The organism is Scopulibacillus cellulosilyticus (genome assembly GCF_042665295.1).
GTDB classification, from domain to species: Bacteria; Bacillota; Bacilli; order Bacillales; family Sporolactobacillaceae; genus Scopulibacillus_A; species Scopulibacillus_A cellulosilyticus.
On record NZ_JBHTCO010000004.1, the window covers coordinates 176,896 to 197,061 of the forward strand.

The following is a 20,166-nucleotide window of genomic DNA, read 5'->3' on the forward strand; positions in this document are numbered from 1 at the left end:
TAAACCGACTATTCATAGTATAATACTGTGTATTATGCTTTGGAAATGTTATATTATTTAAGAAACGATTTAAGCAACTTTGGGATTTAAATTTATTAACCGCTTGGACGATTGGGCTAACACCTAAGTAACTGAATGATTTTGTTTGGCTGATGGTGGCAATTAAGTAACAGCTTGAATAAAGTGAAATTAAGTAAACCGTCTATTGACATAGCTTTTTTCAGGACGCTTTATTGTCCGTATTATCCACAATTTCACAGGGTCTGACCCCTTGAAGGAGTTTCAAAATGGAAGTTTATAAGAATGTACATGAGCTTGTCGGACAAACGCCATTGGTTGAAATAACAGCATTTTCCATGCCGAAGGGTGTTCGGCTTTTCGCCAAACTCGAGTATCTGAACCCTGGTGGAAGTGTTAAGGATCGTTTAGGCCAAGCGCTTTTAGATGATGCCTTTCAATCTGGGAAATTGTCTGAGGGCGGTACTTTAATTGAGCCGACGGCAGGGAATACAGGCATTGGATTAGCGTTAGCAGCTATCGGCAGGAATATCCGGGTGATTTTTTGTGTCCCTGAACAGTTTAGTGAAGAAAAGCAAGAATTAATGCGCGCTTTAGGAGCAGAGGTGATTAATACACCTTCTGAAGAAGGGATGTCAGGGGCTGTTAAGAAAGCAGAGGACTTGCTTAATAAGATACCTCATTCGTATTGTCCCGGACAATTCAGTAACCATGCTAATCCCGAAACGTACTATAAAACACTTGGACCGGAAATTTGGGGACAGCTGGATGGACAAATTGACATTTTAGTGGCAGGTGCGGGATCAGGAGGAACATTTATGGGGACTGCCCGTTATTTAAAAAATCGAAATCCCCATGTCAAAGGAGTTATTGTGGAACCGGAAGGATCAATTTTGAATGGGGGTAAACCCGGTCCTCATAAGACTGAGGGGATTGGCATGGAATTTATTCCGGACTTCTTAAATAAGGAATTGATTGATGACATATACACGGTCAGTGATCGGCATGCCTTTCAATGTGTAAAAGATTTAGCACAAAAAGAAGGTCTGTTAGTCGGCAGTTCTTCAGGGGCTGCTTTTTATGCGGCGCTTATTGAAGCACAGAAAGCATCAAGGGGCACGCATATTGTTACAATCTTTCCTGATGGCAGTGACCGTTATTTAAGTAAAAAGATATACCAAGGAGGCATATAAACAATGAAACCAAAAACAAAGATGATCCATTCAGGAATAAATACCGATAAACATACTGGCGCAGTCAGTGTGCCAATCTATCAAGTCAGCACATATAAACAAGATGCGGTCGGCAAACATCGCGGATACGAATACTCAAGGACGGGGAATCCTACAAGATTTGCGCTGGAGGAGCTTATTAAAGAATTGGAGAATGGCGCCGCCGGCTTTGCATTCGGTTCAGGTATGGCAGCTATTAGCGCCGTTATGATGCTGCTTCATTCAGGGGATCATGTCATCATGACAGATGATGTATACGGCGGTACTTACCGGGTGATGTCCAATGTATTAGACCGTTTTAACATCGAATCAACTTATGTAGATTCAAGCGACCCCGAACAAGTTACAAAAGCGATAAATGAAAAGACACGCGCAATATATATTGAAACACCAACTAATCCGTTATTAAAAATTACCGACTTAAGAAAAATATCAAAAATTGCAAGAGAGCATAACCTGTTACTTATTGTTGACAATACATTTAATACACCATATTGGCAGCAGCCGCTTGATTTAGGCGCCGACATTGTCGTACACAGTGCAACAAAGTATATCGGCGGTCATAGTGATGTTGTTGCCGGTTTGGTGGTTGTTAATTCAAATGAACTCAAAGAAAAATTACATTTTATCCAAAATTCAACCGGAGGTATATTGGGCCCGCAAGATTCCTGGTTATTAATGAGAGGTATTAAGACACTCGCTTTAAGAATGGAAGCACATGAACAAAATGCTGATAAAGTAGTTAATTTTTTAACTGAGCATCCAAAGGTGAAGAAAGTCTACTATCCGGGACTTGCCGGACATCCGGGCCACGATATCGCTAAAAACCAGGCAAGCGGGTTCGGCGGTATGATTTCTTTTGATGTTGGAAGTTTAGAACTTGCGGAACAAGTCTTAAGCCGTGTGAAGTACTTTACTTTGGCTGAGAGCCTTGGCGCTGTAGAAAGCCTTATATCACTCCCGGCAAAAATGACGCATGCTTCCATCCCTAAAGACCGCAGGGAAGCCTTAGGGATTACCGATGGACTGATTCGTATATCCGTCGGCATTGAAGATAGCGATGATCTTGTTAATGATCTAAATCAAGCGCTGCAAGGCTAATGCATAGAATTTAACATAACTTTGTAAAAATTATTGAGAAATCCTTGATAATTAAATTTAAGAAGAATACGATGGACAGGGTGTCCGCTTTTGACCTTCGGCTCCGGGCGAAAGTCGGCGATGCTCTGTCCTTTTGCTATGCCATCTGAAACAATAAACACCTGACGTTTCGTACCTTTAAAAAGTTCCGGGTTAGTAAAATAACTTAGAATGGAAACATCATGTAAAGGGGCCCCGGTAATACCTGGAATTATATGCTTGTATTTATCACTGTAAAAATCCATAGCAGGCTTCATTATTGAAGCGAATGGATTTTTATTTTGATTAGCAATCTGATGGATCATTTTCCTTGGTATAATCGCATGATAGGTAATGTTAAGCGGTAAAAATGTCAGTGAGTCTCCATATGTTGATACGATCTTAGCTGCTTGCGGGTCACTGTAAATATTAGCTTCTGCGACAAGCGAAACATTTCCAGGAAAAAGAAACGCGCCGCCCATAATTAAAGTTTCGTTTATTTGTTTTATGTTACTGGCTGAATAAAGGTATGTAAAGGCGAGTGAAGTCAGAGGGCTGGTGTTAATGATTGAGAGTTCCTTGCCGTATTCCGAGATTAATTCATAGATTTTTTGAAAAGGGTAGACACGCTTTGGTTGGATATGGTTTGTTTTAATTGGGCCAATACCCTCGGTTCCATGGATATCATGGGCATATTGCGGCAGGTTGCCTGTCATTGGACATTTAGCACCTTCAATTAGCGGAATATCCTCCTTATTTGCTAATTTAAGAAGGTAAGCAGCATTGGCTAACGCTTCTTTTTGACTGACGTTGCCGTAATCAATGACTAGTCCGGCAAGATCAATATCTGGATGAAGTAAAGCATATATAATGGCAAATGAATCATCAATCCCGGGGTCTGTAAATAACAAAAGTTTTTTAGCCAAACCAACACACCTCAATAATCGTTTTTTAGCATTTGCAAGTTATTCGAACGTGGTAATTTTATTAAGCTGATATTAATCTATAAGCGGGACAATAAGTTTATCCCGGTGCAACTTTCCGTAAAACTCCCGCCTTAAACGTTTGAAAATCATTGAAGTTTAGGCGGGAGATAACGGACAGTAACACCCCGATAAGTTTAACTAACCATCAATGGGGGATGAACATAACCCCCACTGATGGAAGTTTTACTATATGAGATTTTAAAATTCTTGGGGTATAAACCCCAATATAATATAATGTCATTAAGAATATTTTATTTGTAATAATTTGTCGAGGAGTGTTGGTGTGTTTTTTTCCAGTACAAGAAACCCGGCCGGTTTTTGGCGCCGTGTCATTGCTTTTATTTTAGATATGGTGATTATATTTGTTTTAGCGGTGATTATTAACAGTATTTTTAAGAAACATGGTAATTTATATTCTGATATTATGGCAGTCATTTATCTTATATTTCTTCCTATATTATGGAATGGTTATACTATTGGTAAGCGTCTGCTCGGTATTCGGATGGAAAGATTGGCTGGTAAGCGGCCGAGTATCATCACAATGATTTTACGCTATATTGGCTTTGCCATTTATGTTGCTACGTTTGGCATCGCTTTAATCATAAGCATCATTATGATTATATTTCGGTATGATAAGCGTTCTCTTCATGATATCATTGCCGGCACGCATGTCAGTCGAATTTAATAATTTATGATGTATAGTAAGAAATCGGACAAGGGTTGTCTTAAGGGACAATTTTGACCGATTTTTTTTGGGGAAAAAGTTATCCACAGTTCACAGGGTCTGACCCCATATTTTAATCAATGAGGAAAGCGCCGATTCGACTGAAATTTTTATACATAAAATATTATATAGGACAACAACATTAACTTGATCCTTTACCTTATAAGTTGGATTTTTCCGTTATTAACGGACGAAAAGGAGGTGTCCAGATGGCTTATCTTGACCCGCAATTAATGGGCGTTTTCCGATCAAAAATGATGAATCCCTATCATATGAGGCAAGCGTACGGGATACTTCGCGGCTACCGTGGTGCTGATTTAAGAAATCCCGCATGTGCATACGGTATCGTTGATGGATTATCCAGATGTTTAGGATGTCCTATTACCCCGGCGCAAAGGGCCAATGCCGCACAGTGGCTAATGGAATGCGGTGTAGACCCGCAAAATCCGGCGCATCGACGAGCAATGTGGGGACTTATTAACGGCGGCGGCTTCTGGTAAAATTACTGTACAATCTATTAATCATCTATTTGAAAGAAAGACCGCTAAGCTGTGTTATTTAACACTTTGCGGTCTTTTTTATGTTATGGTTTAGGAATAATTCTTTAATCAGCAAGTTTTCTTTACCTGTATTTTCGATAATAATGTGAGAGTGTCACCAATGGCCATATCTCTTTATAACTATGATACAAGATATAAAAACTGCCCGGTAATCCGCCTCCGACTGGATAATTCAACGACATCTCCGGCAGGTTTTCAACATTTAGCAAGTAATTGATGCCTTTTTCAATTGATCGTGTCGGTTTAGGGGAAACAGAAATAAGGCTGTCGGTTGCCCAAGCTGTTTGTGTGACAGTGCTAAAAGGCAAATCGACAAATTTTTTTACTCTGTCACTTTCGCAAGACTCTCCCCATCCGCCATCTTCATGTTGGATTTTTTCTAACCATCGGACGGCTTTTTGAATGATTAATTCCTGTTTTGTTATGCCGACAGATGATAAGCCTGTCACTGCGGCCCATGTGCCGTAAATATAACAAATACCCCAGCGCCCGTACCATGAACCATTTGTTTCTTGATGTCTTTTCAGCCACTTGATGGCTGATTTTACTTTTTTATGATTTGCATTGAGATGCAGAGAATATCCCAAGAGCTCCAGAGCTCTTCCGGTTAAATCTGATGTAGATGGATCAATGGCAGCACTCTTCATATGTTTTACGGGAATCATCGTCAAGAAATAGTTATCTGTCCCTTTTTCAAAGGCTGCCCAACCGCCGTCAATATTTTGCATCGCCATTAACCAATTAATGCCTCTGTGAAATGAAGCATTGTATAGCGGATGTTCCATTGCATAACATTGAATAGATCTTAAAGCCGCTTGTGTATCATCGATATCCGGATGTATCGTATCTGATTCTGAAAAGCCCCAGCCGCCTGGTTTTATATTAGGTGCATGTATGGACCAATCGCCATATGAAGATTGCTGGTGCTCTTTAATAAATTGGGCCGCTTTTTTTATTTGCTTATTTTCCACAGAGTTTCCGGCTTCAATTAGGGCATAGCTAATTAATGCAGTGTCCCAAATGGTCGAAGGAGAATTTTGAACGTGTATCATCTCATCGTTAAAGTAAATTAAGGAGATTAGGCCTTGCACTGCCTGCTGGATAATTGCAGATTCTTTACGGTAACCAATAGCCAGTAATCCGTATATCATAAAAAAGGTTGTACTGGCATAACTCAGCAAAGTGCCGTCTGCTTCAAGATGGTTTAATACATATTGTTCAAGGAACCTTTCAGATTTTGAAAAAAGATAAGGAGGGAGCTGTTTAAGTTTAAATAATTCGTCTTTTAAGGAAGAAAAAATGGAACGAACGTCTGTAAAAAGAACTTGTAATTCCGGCCATCCATCATCCAATATGGAATCTCTGACAGTGAGATCATAAAGCTTCGGTGTATGCTCGCTTTTTAAGTAAAATCGATGTTTATACGCTAATAAGACGGGAGCAAGGTGCGCCCTGGCATAGCTTGAAAAGTCATAAAAATTAATAGGAGAAAATGATGGTAACAGCACAAATGCACTTGGTTCAAAGGGCAGCCGCGGCCACTTATATTGACCATTCATGGTAAGGAAAATCTTTGTTAAAAGTCCTGCGTGTTTTAACCCGCCGCGGGCTCTAATATAGGCCGCAGCTTTTCTCATCATTGGGTCATCGGCTTTTTTATATCCTGAATAAATAAGCGCAGTATAAGCTTCAATCGTTGCTGAAAGGTTACCCTCATCTTCATTTGGATATGTTTTCCAAAAACCGTAGGCATGCTGTTTTTTTACTAACCGTTCCGAAAGTTTTTCTATCAATGTTTCATAAGGGAGATCAAGGGATTTAAGTAAAATAATCATGTAGGCATCGGTCATAGCCGGACCTTCAAAGCAATAACGCCAGGCTCCGTCAGATGACTGCTGATTAAATATTGCTTTAGAACGCTCCTCAATTGCTTTTTTTATTAGATTAATATCTGCTGCCATAAATTTATCATCCTTTTCAGAATGAACTAGTTCCGGTTTCATTGTATGATTAATAAACATATAACATGAGAATTTTTATTTGAACATACGGTGCATGTTACATTTTAAAAAATATTTTTTGAAGTATTGTTGACATTTATTGGTGAATGAAGTACACTATTATCGTTGACCTAATATAAATGTGTTTTTGGGAAATACTGTCTTATGAATAATTTAGGAACAGAGGGATGGTATGAAGAATATTTTATTGAAGAACTAGTTCTCACTGGCGCGGTCATCGGAGCCGTAAGGATGGAAGAGAGGAAGGGCTTTCGTTGTTTTAGTTTTAATAAATATTTAATCTTATGTTCTATGTTTGTGTTAGGTCTTATCATGAATAGTTCAAAATGAAGGTTATAATTCACGTATTATAAAGAGTTATCACTTCAGTTTGGTACTTTTTATAATATGTGAATTTTTTTTATCATACGTGTTTAAAAGGGAGGACAAAAAGTGCCAAGAAGTTCGAGGCGCGGAAGCTGCGAGGATCGGATCGTAGTCATTATCTACGTGAGAACCGGAGCGGCGACGCAACGAAGAAATTCGCCGGCAATTTTTCCCGGACTTTTTAAACAACCTCTTAAATGATAAACGATTAGCATATTTAATAATATTAGGAGGTTTTCATTTTGAAAACAGGTACAGTAAAATGGTTTAATGCAGAAAAAGGTTTTGGTTTTATCGAAATCGAAGAAGGCAACGATGTATTCGTACACTTCAGCGCTATTGAAGGCGACGGCTTCAAAACTTTAGAAGAAGGCCAAAAGGTACAGTTTGATGTAGCTGAAGGCAACCGCGGTCCTCAAGCTGCTAACGTTGTAAAATTATAATTTTTCCTTTAGAGGCTGTCCTTATTGGGCAGCCTTTTTTATATAAATTGAAAAAGATCCGATCAAAAAAGCGCTGTATGGCATATGTTAATAACCAGGGATTTTATCTAGATAGCCGATAGAAGATGGAAGTGTTGAGGAGAGGTTATTTAAGATCTGGGTGCCCATAATATGATAGCTACACCAATTAAACAAACCCCTGCGCCAATGATATCAAATAAATCCGGGGCTTTTTTATCTATCGCCCATCCCCATAAGATGCTTAATAAAATAAAGATGCCGCCATATGCAGCATAAACCTTTCCAAATGAAGGAAAACTCTGTAATGTTGGGATGATTCCGTATAAAATTAATATCAGGCTTCCAAAAATACCGTACCAAAAAGAGGCATTTTCCCTTAACCAAAGCCAGACAAGGTATCCTCCTCCGATTTCAGCCAACCCTGCTAAAATAAATAATATAATTGCTTTCATGTTTCACCCTCAATTTTAAAAAACTTATATTTTGTATACTAACATAAGTGATCATTAGATAAAGATATTTTAAGTCATTTCAGAAGGTTTTTCTGCATGATTAGTGAATAGGTAAATATATACTAACGTCAGTTTTCAGATGCATTTATATTTTTTACTGCTGGGGACGGTGTACAATGGAGAAAATAAATATTGAATTTACCAATGAGCTGCTAATGAGTTTTATTAATGGTCTTATATATTGCCGTAAAATGCCGAGGACGGAAGTCTATCATTATCCATCTTATACACACGTTGATTTTGGAGAGGATGTCGGCGGAAGAACAGATGAATTTTTTATAATGAATAATAATCTGTATGATATTGATTTTAACGATCAAAAATATCAGCATTTAGACCATTTTGTGACAATATTTTCTGATAACTTTTCAATTTTAGGATATTTTGAAGAAAGAGGCTATACATTTAGTCACTGGGAACATTTAATGTATCTGGACTTGGAACCAATTGAATTCAATCCCAGTGCAAAATATCACGTACGTAAAGTAAAAAATCATAAGCAGGCCGTTCATATTAATCAAAGGCTGAGCCGATGGGCTATTAACGAATCGCAAATTGATGATGATAACCTTTACCATTATTATATTAGGATGCTCGGCCGTCCGGTTGCTCATGGCCGTTTTTCATTAATTAATGAAACAGCTTGTTTGGATAACATATATACTTCACCAAAACATAGAGGAAAAGGTGCGGCAACCGCTCTGTGTACGGAAATGCTGCTGGAAGCAAAGCAAAGAGGCGCACGGATGGTATTATTGGCTTCCAGTCAGATGGGGTATCCGCTTTATTTAAAATTAGGATTTAAAAAAGTAGCTCCGGTGATGATATTTTCTAAAAAAAAAGGGCTAATAAAAAAGAGACAGGGAAGCCTGTCTCTTTTTACTATCAGTGTATTAACCCTCGTTATTTAAATCATCGAGGTTACTGTTAGTTATATCAGTCTCTGTTTCTTGAGTGTCATTTAACATGATTTCATAATAATTTGTCGGCTCATAAAGTCTTAATTCATCGATTTCAATTTTTTCTTTTTTCCTAACCAAATTAATCATCTTCCTTTCTTATGAGTAGCATTTCCTTAAAATCTCATTTTATGTACGGCAAGTCTAAAAACCGGGCGTTATGCTCGGTTTTTATTGCGCTTTTAGTTTTTCGTGACGGTCGATAGCATGTTGGATATTCTCTTCCACCTGCTCGTATACTTCTTCTAAAGGTGTAATCTCGCCTTTAATATCCTTGAACATGACGTGTTTTGGATGGAAATGAATCGGCGACTCCTCGCCAACCGCAGCGGCTAGGCGGAATAAACCTTTTCGAAGAGTAACAAGGTAGTTAGCAACACGGTATTGTTTCTCATCAATGACAAGTGCCTTTTGTAAATCAGGGTTTGTTGTAGCTACACCAACTGGACAAGCATTTGAGTGACATTTAAGCGCCTGAATGCAACCTACAGTTATCATAAACCCTCGGGCAACGTTAACAAGATCGGCCCCCATAGCTAGCGCAATCGCAATCCGGTCTGGTGAAAACAGTTTGCCTGAAGCAAAGATTTTAACACGATCGCGCACACCATACTTTCTAAGCGTTAGATCTAGTATTGGAAGGGCAGATTTTATTGGCAGACCAACTGTATCAGCGAGTTCTGTAAATGTTGCGCCTGTTCCGCCTTCACCGCCATCAACAGTAATAAAATCCGGTCCTTTTCCAGTTTCAGCCATATGTTTTGCAATTTCAATCGCAGTAGCATTGCTGCCCATAACCACTTTCATACCAACAGGTTTACCTGTAAAATCACGGATTTTCTCGATAAAATCAAACATATCAGGTACGTTGTCAAATTCGTGGAAGCGATTTGGGCTGTCAACTGATTTATATGGTTCCACTAATCGAATTTTTGCGATTTCCGGTGTGATTTTTTCGCCGTCGACGTGTCCGCCGCGGGCCTTTGCACCTTGAGCCAGTTTTAGTTCAAAAGCTTTAATTTGCGGGATTTCATTTTTTTCTTTTAAGGCATCCCAATTAAATTTTCCTTCTCGATCCCTAACACCAAATAAACCAGGACCGATTTGCATGATAATATCAACGCCGCCTTTTAAATGATACGGAGAAAGTCCGCCTTCACCCGTGTTCATCCATGTGCCTTTTGCAATGTTTAGTCCGTGTGACAGGGCGGTGATAGCGTGATCGCCCAATGCGCCAAAGCTCATGGCTGACATGCCGACAGGACTTTTAACAACAAAAGGCTGTCTTGTATTAGGACCTATGACAATTGCATCGTCATCGTGAAGGAGCCAGGCTTTATCTTCTTCGGGTACGAGATGTTCCTTCCGTTGGGTGAAAAGCGTATCTTTTGTTAAAACATATTTTTTACCTTTAAAAGTTGTTTCATTATCAACTTTCAGTTCGTCCATTTGCTTTGGAAATAAGGCATTTTGGATATAAAGTCCTTTTTCGTCAAAGTCACGCAGTGAACCAAAACCGATAACGTCGCGCTTATATTTCGCCCCTTTTACAATATGTTCATAATCATAGCGGGAAAAAGGCTTGCCTTGGGTGTCACCGCTGTAAAGATATTGTCTTAATTCAGGGCCTGCTTTTTCGAGGAAATAACGCATTCTTCCCAATACAGGGTAATTGCGCAAAACCGGATGCTCATCTTGTTTCCGGTCTTTAAAAAACATTGCCAAGAAAGTAATGCCTGCAATAATAATTAAAAGGATTATAATCACAAATCCTATAACTGTTAACCAATTTGCAAAGTTCAATGTTTCTTCCTCCCGTTGTTTTCTTATAGAGATATCTTTTACAACGAAAAGTAAATATATACAAAAATAGAAAGCTGATGACACAGTAAGGAAGAAAGGGCTTCGTCCTATCATAAGTAACCGCCCCTTGATGGTTATTTCTAACATAAATTTAATGGCAACAAATAAAATGAGTATAAGATTAATTTGATCTTTGAATTCAGGGGGATGGCATGATGCATAATATTGGTCGCAGTGTGGTTAGAAAGGATGCGGTAGAAAAGGTAACTGGAACAGCAAAGTATACGGCTGATCAGATAACCGTAAATACCCTATTTGCCAAAATGGTCACCAGTCCTTATGCACATGCGAGGATTAATAAGGTAGACATTTCAGAAGCAGAGCGTGTAACAGGCGTTCATGCGATTTTGACGGGTAAAGACGCAAATATTTTAACAGGTGAACAAATCAAAGACCGTCCGATCATTGCTGTTGATAGAGTAAGATATAATGGTGAACCTGTTGCAGTGGTTATTGCAGATACACTCGCCATCGCAAAACGTGCGGCCCATCTTATAAAAGTATCATATTCTCCGCTGCCGGTTGTTCACTCTCCCTCGCAGGCTTATCAGCAGAATGCGCCGCTTGTTCATGAAAACCTCGCCAATTATGAAAAAATTCCAGACGTATTTCCCAGACCTGGCACTAATATATGTAACCTTACCAAGATACGAAAGGGTAATATGGAACAAGGATGGCAAGCAAGTTCTGTTACAGCGGAAACAAAAGTGTCCCTGCCCCCTTCGGATCACTGCGCTATGGAAACACGTAGTGTCAGCGCGGAAATTATGCCGGACGGCCACATCATTATCTACTCGTCTTCACAGGCGCCGTTTACAATAAAAAAATTATTTAATAACGTTTTTGGAATTGACCAAGGCCGGATTACTGTGCATACACCGCTTGTCGGAGGAGCTTACGGAGGAAAGTCTGCTGTCCAGCTGGAATTTATTGTTTATTTAGCGTCTCAGGCAGCAGGCGGGCAAAAAGTACAATTGACCAATTCCAGAGAAGAAGATTTTATTACATCTCCGGTTCATATTGGTTTGGATGCCTGGGTTAAACTTGGCTCTGATCAAAATGGCTTCCTCCAAGCGGCAGAAATTCTCTTTTTGTTTGACGGCGGTGCTTATTCCGATAAGGCTGTTGATATGAGCCGGGCAGCTGCAACGAATTGTACAGGTCCTTATCATATTAAAAACGTTTGGTGCAATTCACTTTGTATGTACACTAATCACCCATACGCGACTTCCTTCAGAGGTTTTAGTCATCCGGAATTAACTTTAGCCATTGAGCGGACGCTTGAAACACTGGCCGAAAAACTGGCCATGGATCCGGTAGAGCTGCGCTTTAAAAACGCTATTCGCCCCGGGCAAACAACGCCGACTCAAGTCGTTTTAAATGAAAGTAAGATCGGCAATACAGGCAAATGTATTGAAAGAGCAGCTGAATTAATAGATTGGGAAGAAGGGGATAGAATAGAGGTTGCTTCAAATCTGATAAGAGCCAAAGGGATCAGTTGTTTTTGGAAGAACTCGAATATTGATACAAATGCTGGTTCAGGGGCAATTCTGACTTTCAATGCGGACGGGACAGTCAATCTAAGTTGCGGCGTTGTTGAAATTGGCACTGGCAGCCGGACTGTTTTAGCGCAAATCGCAGCAGAAAGACTAAAAATAGATGTCCAGCAAGTTTTTGTCAAAATGGACATTGACACTTCTGTAACACCGGAGCATTGGAAAACTGTCGCTTCCAGGGGATTGTGGATGGCGGGAAGGGCGGTATTGTCAGCCTGTGACGATGCCATTTGTCAGTTAATAGATACAGCTTCCCAAGCATTAAGAGTCCCCCGGGATGACTTAGATATCGAGGGAGGCTATGTATTTGTTAAAAACGAACCAAAGCGAAGGCTGGCATTTAGCCAGCTTGCCTATGGTTATGTTTATCCGAACGGCAACGCAGTCGGAGGTCAGGTAATTGGAAGGGGCCATTATACTTTAACAGGTATGACTTTTTTAGATCCTGAGACTGGAAAGGGTGTTCCCGGTCCCGATTGGACTGTCGGGGCACAAGCGGTAGAAGTGGAATGGAATGCTTATGATTACACATATAAAATTTTAAGAGCGGTGACAGTTATTGATGCCGGGACGATAATTAATCCGGAACTTGCAAAAGGCCAAGTTAGAGGCGGTATGCACATGGGGCTAAGCTTTGCGAGCAGAGAGGGATTTGTTTTTAGTGAAAATGATATTGTTCTTAACACACAATTTCGAACGTACAAAGTTCTCCGCTATGGGGAAAATCCTGAATACACTGTAGATTTTATTGAAACACCTTCCCGGGAGACGGCTTATGGATTACGGGGCATTGGCGAGCATGCTGTTATTGGTATGCCTGCGGCTCTTGCCAATAGTCTTTCCCGGGCGGCGGAAGTTCCGCTTAATCAACTGCCTCTATTGCCTGAACTGATATGGCGAATGAAAACGGGTGGTAAATAATGATCGGTTTTGATTTTGAATATTTCAAACCAAAAACTGTTGCGGATGCGGTAAAGCTTTTTCAAATTCTTGAGGAACAGGGTAAACAGCCGGTTTATTATGCGGGCGGCACGGAGCTTATTACATTGGGAAGGTTAAATCAAGTTTCTTTCGGGTCGGTGATTGATATTAAGGGTATACCGGACTGCTGTGTCTATGGTTACTCTGAACAAGAGCTTGTCATTGGTTCATCAATTTCGTTAACTTACTTGGCAGATATGCGGGATTTTCCGCTGCTTGGGCAAACAGCCGGTCGTGTTGCCGATCATACCGCCCGTAATAAAATTACTATCGGAGGAAATATTTGCGGCAGGATTATATATAAAGAAGCTGTTTTGCCTTTTTTATTAACTGACAGCCGCGTTTTAGTTGCAGGAAGGAACGGCAGCCGTATGGTGCCTGTTACCGATTTATTTAACAAGGGACTGCATCTGGCAAACGGTGATTGGATGGTTCAATTTTTCACTGATCGCAATATGCTGTCCTTGCCTTTTTATACTGTAAAAAAGCGTAAGCTGGATGTCATCGATTATCCGCTGTTAACGTTAGCTGCTTTAAGAAAAGATGATGAAATTCGTGTTGCTGTGAGCGGACTTTGCGACTTTCCGTTTCGTTCGAAAGAGATTGAAGCGGTTTTAAATGACCGGTCCATGACAAAAAACACGAGAATTTTGCAAGCTGTTGAACGTTTACCCGGTCCTGTTCTTAATGATTGGATAGCTTCAGCTGAATATCGGATATTTGTTTTAAAAAATACACTGATGGAAATGTTGTCAGCGTTAGAAGGTGATGATCTTGAGTAAGGTTTCTTATGAAAGCTTTACCGTTAAATTAAACGTAAATGGACAAATAAAAAAAGCGGATATTCGAGCTGCTGATACACTTCTTGACGTTTTACGCGGCAAATATGGATTAACAGGAACGAAACCGGGATGTCTGAATGGTGATTGCGGATCTTGCACAGTACTTATTGATGGTTGTCCAATGAAATCATGTATTATGCTGGGATTGGAGGCGGCAGGTAAGGAAGTTGTGACAATTGAAGGATTAATGGGATCGCCGGTTCAAAGAGCGTTTATTGAGAATAATGCCTTTCAGTGCGGTTATTGTACACCTGGTTTTATTATGAATATTGAGGGATTGATCAAAAAGCATCCTGATGCAGAGGATCCGGTCATCGAAGAATGGCTGCAATCTAATATATGCCGTTGTACATCTTATCAGGAAATTAAAGCAGCAGTTTATGATGTCATGGGTAAGAATAAACAGTAAAGCAGCTAATTTGAAAAAGAGTGATTGATTTCCAACTACTGGATGAAACAGGATTTACCGTCAAATAGGCAAATGCAGGAACAATATATGAAAAATGCAGTTTGGCAAAGACTTAATAAGGGTATAGAATATATGTAAGAACATGATTACATAAGGATGTGGATGAGGATGTATAATATACTCGTACCCGTAGATGGTTCAGAGCATTCATATAAGGCGGTAAAGGAAACACTCCGTATTTGTGAGGGGCGGGAGTCTGACTGCAACGTCACGCTTATCCATACGGTTTTTAGTTACCCTGAAATGGTTATTGATACTGATAACAGTTTTGAAGGAAAGAAAGAAGGAAAAGAAATATTCGATTCCTGTGAAGAAATACTGAAAAATAGCGGATTAAAAGTCGAAGAAATAATTAGAGTAGGGGTTCCTGCTCATGAAATTTGTCAATATGCTAAAGATCATCATACTGATATGATCGTGATGGGAAGCAGAGGCCGCGGTTCTATCGGTGAAATTTTCCTTGGCAGCGTTAGCCATACTGTGCTTCATAGAGCAGAATGCCCTGTTTTAATCGTTAAGTAATTAAAGAGACCATGACCTTGATTACAGGTCATGGTCTTAATTTATATAACTAATCCGCCATCGACGCTCAATATCGTTCCGTTGATATAATTTGCGTCATCTGAGGCAAGGAACAGATAAGCTGATGCGATATCTTCGGGTTTGCCAATTTTTCTGAGAGGTGTCTTTTCTTTCATCAGGTCAAGTACCTTTTCAGGAACTTTTAAAGTCATATCAGTTTCGATAAAACCGGGAGCAACTGCATTAACACGAATTCCCTTTGGTCCAAACTCTTTAGCCCAACTTTTTGTCAGACCAAGTATGCCTGCTTTTGTTGCCGCATAATTTGTTTGACCTATATTGCCGTACAACCCGACAACAGAGGATGCATTAAGAATAACTCCTGAACCCTGTTCCATCATAAATGGTACAACTGCCTTCGTACACTTGAAAACTCCTGTTAAATTGACAGCAATGACCTTTTCCCAATCAACCTCATTCATTTTTGTAAGAAACCCGTCAATTGTAATTCCTGCATTATTAATTAAGACATCGATTTTCCCATAAGTATCTATCGTTGATTTGACCATTTCATTAACTTGATCAGTATTTGTCACATCAACTTTTAAAAATTTTGGAGAATGTTGACCTGCTTCTTTCAATGAATGCAGATCGGAGGGCTGATCACGATCACAAATGACAACATAGGCACCTTCTTGCATAAACATCTCAGCAGTTTTTCTGCCAATTCCTCTCGCGCCACCGGTGATTAAAACGACTTTTTTGGTAAATTTCAATGAGCCCACCTCTTTATTTTTATTTAATAAACAATGGGGACAAACAACAAAATGACCAAAAAATCACATAAAAGTCTGGAATTGGCATTTTCCCTGCTTTTATTAGTCTATGTGCTGCCGTTGTGACCGTAGAACAATATTTTGTTATTTTATTAAACTTAGTGCCGCATTTGCGTTTGATTCAAAAACATCAAATAACCCTTTTTGTGTTGTTTTTAACTGATTGATAGAATCTTCAAACAGCGGTTTAAGCTGTTCGCGATTTTTTTCTTGCGTATTGATGGCACCCTTTATTAATCCTTCAAATTGTTTTTGTGACTGGCTTAATATATTTAAATTTGCTTTATAAGGTGTTACTGTAAGCTTTTGAATACGAGAGACGATTTCATCAAGACGGTCATTCCATTGATCATAGGTTTTGCTTGATTCTTCACTGCTGACATTTTGAATATTTTGCTTAATATTTTCTCGAACTTCTTTAACTAACTTATTTTGCTCTTCCTCAATTTTGTTTAAATTTCCAGTTACTTTTTCCCAGGCTGATTTTTGATATTCCAATGCTTGAATTGTTAAATTTTCAACCCGCTCTTGAGAGGCAAAGAAAGCATTTAAACCATTTGCTAAACTATCCCAGAAAGGGTCAACAAAATTAAAAGTGTTTTGTGTGCTGTTTGAGTCCTTTTTATTTGCTGCCATAAATAAAACCTCCTAAAAAATTAAAAATCTATGTGGTTGCAGTTAGACTGCAGTGTCACTTTTCTTTGTCTTTTTCTTTTTCAGACGACCAAGGATTAGTTATAAACATGTCAGTATACATTTTAAAGAAACGGTTTAGCATGGACTGGTATTGTTCAAGTGAATCCGCCCATGATTTTAAGTAAGCTTCACCTGCATCGGTTAAGGAATAAATCCGCTTAGCCGGACCTCCGGTTGATGTATCCCATTCAGACTTTACCATATTATCCTTTTCTAATTGTCTCAGTGTCCGGTATATATTGCCTTGGTCAACCGTTGAGAATCCAAATTGAGCTAATTGCTGAATCAGTTTGTAACCGTGTAAATTCCACCCGCGCAGAGTCAGCAAAAGGACTGGTACCATTAAATTCTTTTGAGTACTGTTCATCACTTTATCATCTTTCGGCGGTGAAATTTTAGTCTCCTTATTTTCATTATTTGACATGTACATCACCCACTAATGTGTTTATAAACCTTATGTGTAATTTACACCTATGGACTTGATTTGTCAAATGATTTCAACGAATTCAGCTAAAATATTTATCGACATAAAAAGACCCTTGTAATCGCTTTCTATAATGTTATATGATGTTTTTCTTGCGATTTTTTCAAGCAAAAACTCCGTTGTGTCGAATTTTTCCGAATAGTATAGGTTGTTTTGAAAAAACAGTATTTATATAATTAAACAGTAAAATATGAAAAGGGAGAGAGCCAATGAGTCAACAAAAAAACTTTGATCCATTTGAATTATGGAAAGAAGCTTATAACCAGTCTGAATCGTATTGGAGCAATGTGTTGGATGAGAATATGAAGGAAAAATACTTCTCCAAGTGGATGGGGAAAGTCTTAGAATCAAATCTTCTCTTCAAAAAAATGATGAATCAAACGACAGAAGGTTATTTGGAGCAGGTTAATATACCGACACGTAAAGATATTTCAAACGTGGCCTCTCTGGTTGTTGATGTCGATGCAAAAATTGACAACATGGAAGATCTTATTGAGGAAATGAAGGCCAATCAATTAAACGAGAAAGCATTGAAAAATGAAATCAAAGATTTAAACAATAAGCTGGACCAGGTCCTTAGCCTGTTAAATGAAAAAAGTAAAGCATCAGCGGGCAAAGAAAAAGAAGTAGTCAAACAAAGCAAATAATATACCAATAAAAATAAGAAAAATAAGAGGAGTGCACATAGATGGCAGATTTAAAAAACAAAGTTGCAATTGTAACAGGCGGTGCCAGAGGAATAGGAGCAGCAATTTCAAAGGAATTGGCAAGTCACGGTGTAAGAGTTGTCGTAAACTATAACAGCAGCAAAGGTCCTTCGGAAAAGCTGATTATGGATATTGCGGAAGCTGGCGGCGACGCCTATGCGGTGCAGGCAGATGTATCAAGTGCAGAAGAGTCTAAAAAACTGGTAAATGAAACAATTGACCGTTTTGGCAGATTAGATATTGTTGTAAATAATGCCGGGATTACGAGGGATCGCACCTTCAAAAAACTTAATGAAGAAGATTGGAAAAACGTTATCGAAGTAAATCTGAACAGCGTCTATAATACAACTTCGGCAGCCCTGCCTTATCTCCTTGAATCAGATACAGGACGGATTATTAATATTTCCTCTATCATTGGTCAAGCGGGAGGCTTTGGACAAACAAACTATTCAGCTGCAAAAGCAGGTATGATTGGATATACAAAATCTCTTGCACTTGAACTTGCTAAAAGCGGTGTTACAGTAAATGCGATTTGTCCGGGATTTATTGACACCGCTATGGTTCAGGAAATACCTGAAAAAGTTCGCGAGCAGATCGTTTCTAAAATTCCAGTGCGCCGATTTGGCCAGGCGGAAGAAATTGCCCGCGGTGTTGCTTTCCTTTGTAAAGATGGTGAATATATCACAGGTCAGCAATTGAATATTAACGGCGGATTGTACATGTAACGGAATCATGCCGGTTCGCATGGAATTTCTTTAACACATAAGCAAATACGGAAGGTGGGAACTTATGAGCGTCTCCAGTCCGACAGAATGGAAACAACTCTATGAAACAATCCCAAGTGAGTTCAAAGATACTTATTCACGTATTAAAAGGGCAACGGAAGTGATGACAACTGACCCGGAACCGGAAGTCGGCCTTACGCCGAAAGAAGTGATCTGGACAAAAAATAAAGCGAAGCTTTACCGATATGTTTCCGATCAGCCCAAAAAACATAAATTGCCGTTATTAATGGTTTACGCTTTAATCAATAAACCATATATATTAGACTTAACTAAAGGAAACAGTTTAGTAGAATATTTAGTCAACCGCGGCTTTGATGTGTATCTTCTTGACTGGGGAACCCCCGGTTATGAAGATAAAAACATGAAGCTTGATGACTATATTTTAGATTATATTCCGCGCGCTGTCCGAAAAGTATTGAGAACATCCAAAGCTGATGAGTGCTCGGTTTTAGGTTATTGCATGGGCGGTACAATGACATCTATTTTTGCCGCGCTTCATCCTGAATTGCCAATTCGCAACTTTATTTTTATGACCAGTCCATTTGACTTTGAAGATACCGGATTATATGGTTCATTTCTTGATGAAAGATATTTCGATATCGACAATGTCGTCGAAACACTTGGTGTTATTCCTCCCGAAATGATTGATTTCGGAAACAAAATGTTAAAGCCAATTACAAATTTTTATGGCCCATATGTTAATCTGATTAATCGAGCAGATAACGAAAAGTTTGTTACAAGCTGGAAATTACTGCAAAAATGGGTGGCTGACGGTATTCCATTTCCAGGTGAAGCTTACCGCCAATGGATCAGGGATTTCTATCAACATAACAAACTGATTAAAGGTGAACTTGTTATACGCGGCCGTAAAGTTGATTTGAAGAATATTACTGCAAATATTCTTAATTTATCTGCAGAAAGAGACCATATAGCCCAACCGCATCAAGTGGAAGCATTAATGAATGCTGTATCCAGTAAAGATAAAGAGTATGTTTCTCTTCCTACTGGGCATGTCTCAGTAACTTTTGGACCAAAAGCTGTTAAGGTTACCTATCCGACTGTTGGTAACTGGCTGGAGAAACGATCGAATTAAATTGTTTTTTGATTTCAGACAGTCTGAAAACTAAAAAGGAAAATTTTTAAGGAGGATAAAATGCGCGCGATAGCACAGCCAATTTACAGCCCTTGCCATGGTAAGGTTGAAAATATTTTTGTAAACGAATCATCCCGGGTCTATGAATGGGAGAAATTGTTTTTAATCAGAAATGAAAAAGGGGTGCTTGAGGAAATCGCAGTTGGAATGAGCGGTTTGATTACATCCCTGGAGGTTAAACCTAATCAAAACGTAACTCCAAACACTGTCATGGCCAAGGTAAAGGAAGACTTATTCGTTTCCGGGTCTGACTGAGTCTGCTGCTCTTCAGACAAAATAGATTTCTTTGAATTGGTTGGCGAAACCACGTA

23 protein-coding genes are annotated in these 20,166 nt (G+C 39.2%); 15 read left to right on the forward strand and 8 right to left on the reverse strand.

Going from position 1 to position 20,166, the window contains the following annotated elements:
* The first annotated feature begins 287 nt into the window (after positions 1 to 287).
* A complete protein-coding gene (locus ACFQRG_RS04070; RefSeq protein ID WP_380963920.1) occupies positions 288 to 1,211 on the forward strand; it encodes a PLP-dependent cysteine synthase family protein in 924 nt (307 codons plus the stop codon).
* Positions 1,212 to 1,214: 3 nt separating this feature from the next.
* On the forward strand, positions 1,215 to 2,351 hold the full coding sequence (locus ACFQRG_RS04075; RefSeq protein WP_380963922.1) for a bifunctional cystathionine gamma-lyase/homocysteine desulfhydrase: 1,137 nt from the start codon (positions 1,215 to 1,217) through the stop codon (positions 2,349 to 2,351).
* Here the strand turns inward: ACFQRG_RS04075 and ACFQRG_RS04080 are convergent.
* The gene (locus tag ACFQRG_RS04080) at positions 2,348 to 3,295 is read right to left on the reverse strand and encodes a nucleoside hydrolase (protein ID WP_380963924.1); all 948 of its coding nucleotides are present in this window, start codon (positions 3,293 to 3,295) and stop codon (positions 2,348 to 2,350) included. The genes ACFQRG_RS04075 and ACFQRG_RS04080 overlap by 4 nt on opposite strands.
* 343 nt (positions 3,296 to 3,638) lie before the next feature.
* Here ACFQRG_RS04080 and ACFQRG_RS04085 point away from each other — a divergent pair, with 343 nt between their 5' ends.
* Complete coding sequence (locus tag ACFQRG_RS04085) at positions 3,639 to 4,040, forward strand: RDD family protein (RefSeq protein WP_380963927.1); 402 nt, start codon at positions 3,639 to 3,641, stop codon at positions 4,038 to 4,040.
* A 248-nt stretch (positions 4,041 to 4,288) separates the two neighbouring features.
* Positions 4,289 to 4,579 (forward strand): hypothetical protein, encoded by a 291-nt coding sequence (locus tag ACFQRG_RS04090; RefSeq protein WP_380963930.1) that lies wholly within the window; start codon positions 4,289 to 4,291, stop codon positions 4,577 to 4,579.
* Between the two features lie 122 nt (positions 4,580 to 4,701).
* On the opposite strand, the gene ACFQRG_RS04095 is transcribed toward ACFQRG_RS04090, so the two are convergent.
* Positions 4,702 to 6,600 (reverse strand): terpene cyclase/mutase family protein, encoded by a 1,899-nt coding sequence (locus ACFQRG_RS04095; RefSeq protein ID WP_380963932.1) that lies wholly within the window; start codon positions 6,598 to 6,600, stop codon positions 4,702 to 4,704.
* Between the two features lie 492 nt (positions 6,601 to 7,092).
* On the opposite strand from ACFQRG_RS04095, the gene ACFQRG_RS04100 reads away from it, so the two are divergent.
* A complete protein-coding gene (locus tag ACFQRG_RS04100) occupies positions 7,093 to 7,227 on the forward strand; it encodes a hypothetical protein (RefSeq protein WP_380963935.1) in 135 nt (44 codons plus the stop codon).
* 41 nt (positions 7,228 to 7,268) lie between these two features.
* Complete coding sequence (locus ACFQRG_RS04105; protein ID WP_380963938.1) at positions 7,269 to 7,469, forward strand: cold-shock protein; 201 nt, start codon at positions 7,269 to 7,271, stop codon at positions 7,467 to 7,469.
* A gap of 149 nt (positions 7,470 to 7,618) precedes the next feature.
* On the opposite strand, the gene ACFQRG_RS04110 is transcribed toward ACFQRG_RS04105, so the two are convergent.
* Entirely contained in the window at positions 7,619 to 7,942 is a 324-nt protein-coding gene (locus ACFQRG_RS04110) for a YnfA family protein (protein ID WP_380963941.1), read from the reverse strand.
* A 176-nt stretch (positions 7,943 to 8,118) separates the two neighbouring features.
* On the opposite strand from ACFQRG_RS04110, the gene ACFQRG_RS04115 reads away from it, so the two are divergent.
* The gene (locus ACFQRG_RS04115; RefSeq protein ID WP_380963944.1) at positions 8,119 to 8,913 is read left to right on the forward strand and encodes a GNAT family N-acetyltransferase; all 795 of its coding nucleotides are present in this window, start codon (positions 8,119 to 8,121) and stop codon (positions 8,911 to 8,913) included.
* Here ACFQRG_RS04115 and ACFQRG_RS04120 read toward each other — a convergent pair.
* Positions 8,896 to 9,042 carry a hypothetical protein gene (locus ACFQRG_RS04120; protein WP_380963946.1) on the reverse strand — a complete coding sequence of 49 codons (147 nt, stop codon included), beginning with the start codon at positions 9,040 to 9,042 and terminating at the stop codon, positions 8,896 to 8,898. The genes ACFQRG_RS04115 and ACFQRG_RS04120 overlap by 18 nt on opposite strands.
* Positions 9,043 to 9,132: 90 nt before the next feature.
* On the reverse strand, positions 9,133 to 10,764 hold the full coding sequence (locus ACFQRG_RS04125) for an FMN-binding glutamate synthase family protein (RefSeq protein ID WP_380963949.1): 1,632 nt from the start codon (positions 10,762 to 10,764) through the stop codon (positions 9,133 to 9,135).
* A gap of 215 nt (positions 10,765 to 10,979) precedes the next feature.
* Between ACFQRG_RS04125 and ACFQRG_RS04130 the strand changes: the two genes are divergently transcribed.
* The 4 genes from ACFQRG_RS04130 to ACFQRG_RS04145 all read left to right on the forward strand — a co-directional run bounded on the left by ACFQRG_RS04130 (position 10,980) and on the right by ACFQRG_RS04145 (position 15,194).
* The gene (locus ACFQRG_RS04130; protein WP_380964956.1) at positions 10,980 to 13,301 is read left to right on the forward strand and encodes a xanthine dehydrogenase family protein molybdopterin-binding subunit; all 2,322 of its coding nucleotides are present in this window, start codon (positions 10,980 to 10,982) and stop codon (positions 13,299 to 13,301) included.
* Positions 13,301 to 14,143 carry an FAD binding domain-containing protein gene (locus ACFQRG_RS04135; protein ID WP_380963951.1) on the forward strand — a complete coding sequence of 281 codons (843 nt, stop codon included), beginning with the start codon at positions 13,301 to 13,303 and terminating at the stop codon, positions 14,141 to 14,143. The genes ACFQRG_RS04130 and ACFQRG_RS04135 overlap by 1 nt, the downstream gene beginning before the upstream one ends.
* A complete protein-coding gene (locus ACFQRG_RS04140) occupies positions 14,136 to 14,612 on the forward strand; it encodes a (2Fe-2S)-binding protein (protein ID WP_380963954.1) in 477 nt (158 codons plus the stop codon). The genes ACFQRG_RS04135 and ACFQRG_RS04140 overlap by 8 nt, the downstream gene beginning before the upstream one ends.
* 168 nt (positions 14,613 to 14,780) lie before the next feature.
* Positions 14,781 to 15,194: a universal stress protein gene (locus ACFQRG_RS04145; protein ID WP_380963956.1), complete on the forward strand. Its 414-nt coding sequence runs from the start codon at positions 14,781 to 14,783 to the stop codon at positions 15,192 to 15,194.
* 41 nt (positions 15,195 to 15,235) lie between these two features.
* Here the strand turns inward: ACFQRG_RS04145 and fabG are convergent, their stop codons facing one another.
* The 3 genes from fabG to phaQ all read right to left on the reverse strand — a co-directional run bounded on the left by fabG (position 15,236) and on the right by phaQ (position 17,150).
* A complete protein-coding gene (gene fabG, locus ACFQRG_RS04150) occupies positions 15,236 to 15,970 on the reverse strand; it encodes a 3-oxoacyl-[acyl-carrier-protein] reductase (protein ID WP_380963959.1) in 735 nt (244 codons plus the stop codon).
* Positions 15,971 to 16,114: 144 nt separating this feature from the next.
* Entirely contained in the window at positions 16,115 to 16,666 is a 552-nt protein-coding gene (locus tag ACFQRG_RS04155; RefSeq protein WP_380963961.1) for a hypothetical protein, read from the reverse strand.
* Between the two features lie 55 nt (positions 16,667 to 16,721).
* Positions 16,722 to 17,150: a poly-beta-hydroxybutyrate-responsive repressor gene (gene phaQ, locus ACFQRG_RS04160; protein ID WP_380963964.1), complete on the reverse strand. Its 429-nt coding sequence runs from the start codon at positions 17,148 to 17,150 to the stop codon at positions 16,722 to 16,724.
* A 269-nt stretch (positions 17,151 to 17,419) separates the two neighbouring features.
* Between phaQ and ACFQRG_RS04165 the strand changes: the two genes are divergently transcribed.
* The 4 genes from ACFQRG_RS04165 to ACFQRG_RS04180 all read left to right on the forward strand — a co-directional run bounded on the left by ACFQRG_RS04165 (position 17,420) and on the right by ACFQRG_RS04180 (position 20,110).
* Entirely contained in the window at positions 17,420 to 17,857 is a 438-nt protein-coding gene (locus tag ACFQRG_RS04165; protein WP_380963966.1) for a polyhydroxyalkanoic acid synthase subunit PhaR, read from the forward strand.
* Positions 17,858 to 17,898: 41 nt separating this feature from the next.
* Positions 17,899 to 18,642 carry a 3-oxoacyl-ACP reductase gene (locus tag ACFQRG_RS04170; RefSeq protein WP_380963969.1) on the forward strand — a complete coding sequence of 248 codons (744 nt, stop codon included), beginning with the start codon at positions 17,899 to 17,901 and terminating at the stop codon, positions 18,640 to 18,642.
* Between the two features lie 64 nt (positions 18,643 to 18,706).
* Complete coding sequence (phaC, locus tag ACFQRG_RS04175; protein ID WP_380963971.1) at positions 18,707 to 19,795, forward strand: class III poly(R)-hydroxyalkanoic acid synthase subunit PhaC; 1,089 nt, start codon at positions 18,707 to 18,709, stop codon at positions 19,793 to 19,795.
* 60 nt (positions 19,796 to 19,855) lie between these two features.
* Positions 19,856 to 20,110, forward strand: a complete 255-nt coding sequence (locus tag ACFQRG_RS04180) for a biotin/lipoyl attachment domain-containing protein (protein WP_380963974.1) — start codon at positions 19,856 to 19,858, stop codon at positions 20,108 to 20,110.
* Positions 20,111 to 20,166 lie beyond the last annotated feature (56 nt).

Coding starts and splice junctions, on each gene's coding strand:
- ACFQRG_RS04070 (WP_380963920.1), top strand. CDS start 288: ATGGAAGTTTATAAGAATGTACATGAGCTTGTCGGACAAACGCCATTG.
- ACFQRG_RS04075 (WP_380963922.1), top strand. CDS start 1,215: ATGAAACCAAAAACAAAGATGATCCATTCAGGAATAAATACCGATAAA.
- ACFQRG_RS04090 (WP_380963930.1), top strand. CDS start 4,289: ATGGCTTATCTTGACCCGCAATTAATGGGCGTTTTCCGATCAAAAATG.
- ACFQRG_RS04095 (WP_380963932.1), bottom strand. CDS start 6,600: ATGGCAGCAGATATTAATCTAATAAAAAAAGCAATTGAGGAGCGTTCT.
- ACFQRG_RS04110 (WP_380963941.1), bottom strand. CDS start 7,942: ATGAAAGCAATTATATTATTTATTTTAGCAGGGTTGGCTGAAATCGGA.
- ACFQRG_RS04115 (WP_380963944.1), top strand. CDS start 8,119: ATGGAGAAAATAAATATTGAATTTACCAATGAGCTGCTAATGAGTTTT.
- ACFQRG_RS04130 (WP_380964956.1), top strand. CDS start 10,980: ATGCATAATATTGGTCGCAGTGTGGTTAGAAAGGATGCGGTAGAAAAG.
- ACFQRG_RS04135 (WP_380963951.1), top strand. CDS start 13,301: ATGATCGGTTTTGATTTTGAATATTTCAAACCAAAAACTGTTGCGGAT.
- ACFQRG_RS04145 (WP_380963956.1), top strand. CDS start 14,781: ATGTATAATATACTCGTACCCGTAGATGGTTCAGAGCATTCATATAAG.
- ACFQRG_RS04155 (WP_380963961.1), bottom strand. CDS start 16,666: ATGGCAGCAAATAAAAAGGACTCAAACAGCACACAAAACACTTTTAAT.
- phaQ (WP_380963964.1), bottom strand. CDS start 17,150: ATGTCAAATAATGAAAATAAGGAGACTAAAATTTCACCGCCGAAAGAT.
- ACFQRG_RS04165 (WP_380963966.1), top strand. CDS start 17,420: ATGAGTCAACAAAAAAACTTTGATCCATTTGAATTATGGAAAGAAGCT.
- ACFQRG_RS04170 (WP_380963969.1), top strand. CDS start 17,899: ATGGCAGATTTAAAAAACAAAGTTGCAATTGTAACAGGCGGTGCCAGA.
- phaC (WP_380963971.1), top strand. CDS start 18,707: ATGAGCGTCTCCAGTCCGACAGAATGGAAACAACTCTATGAAACAATC.
- ACFQRG_RS04180 (WP_380963974.1), top strand. CDS start 19,856: ATGCGCGCGATAGCACAGCCAATTTACAGCCCTTGCCATGGTAAGGTT.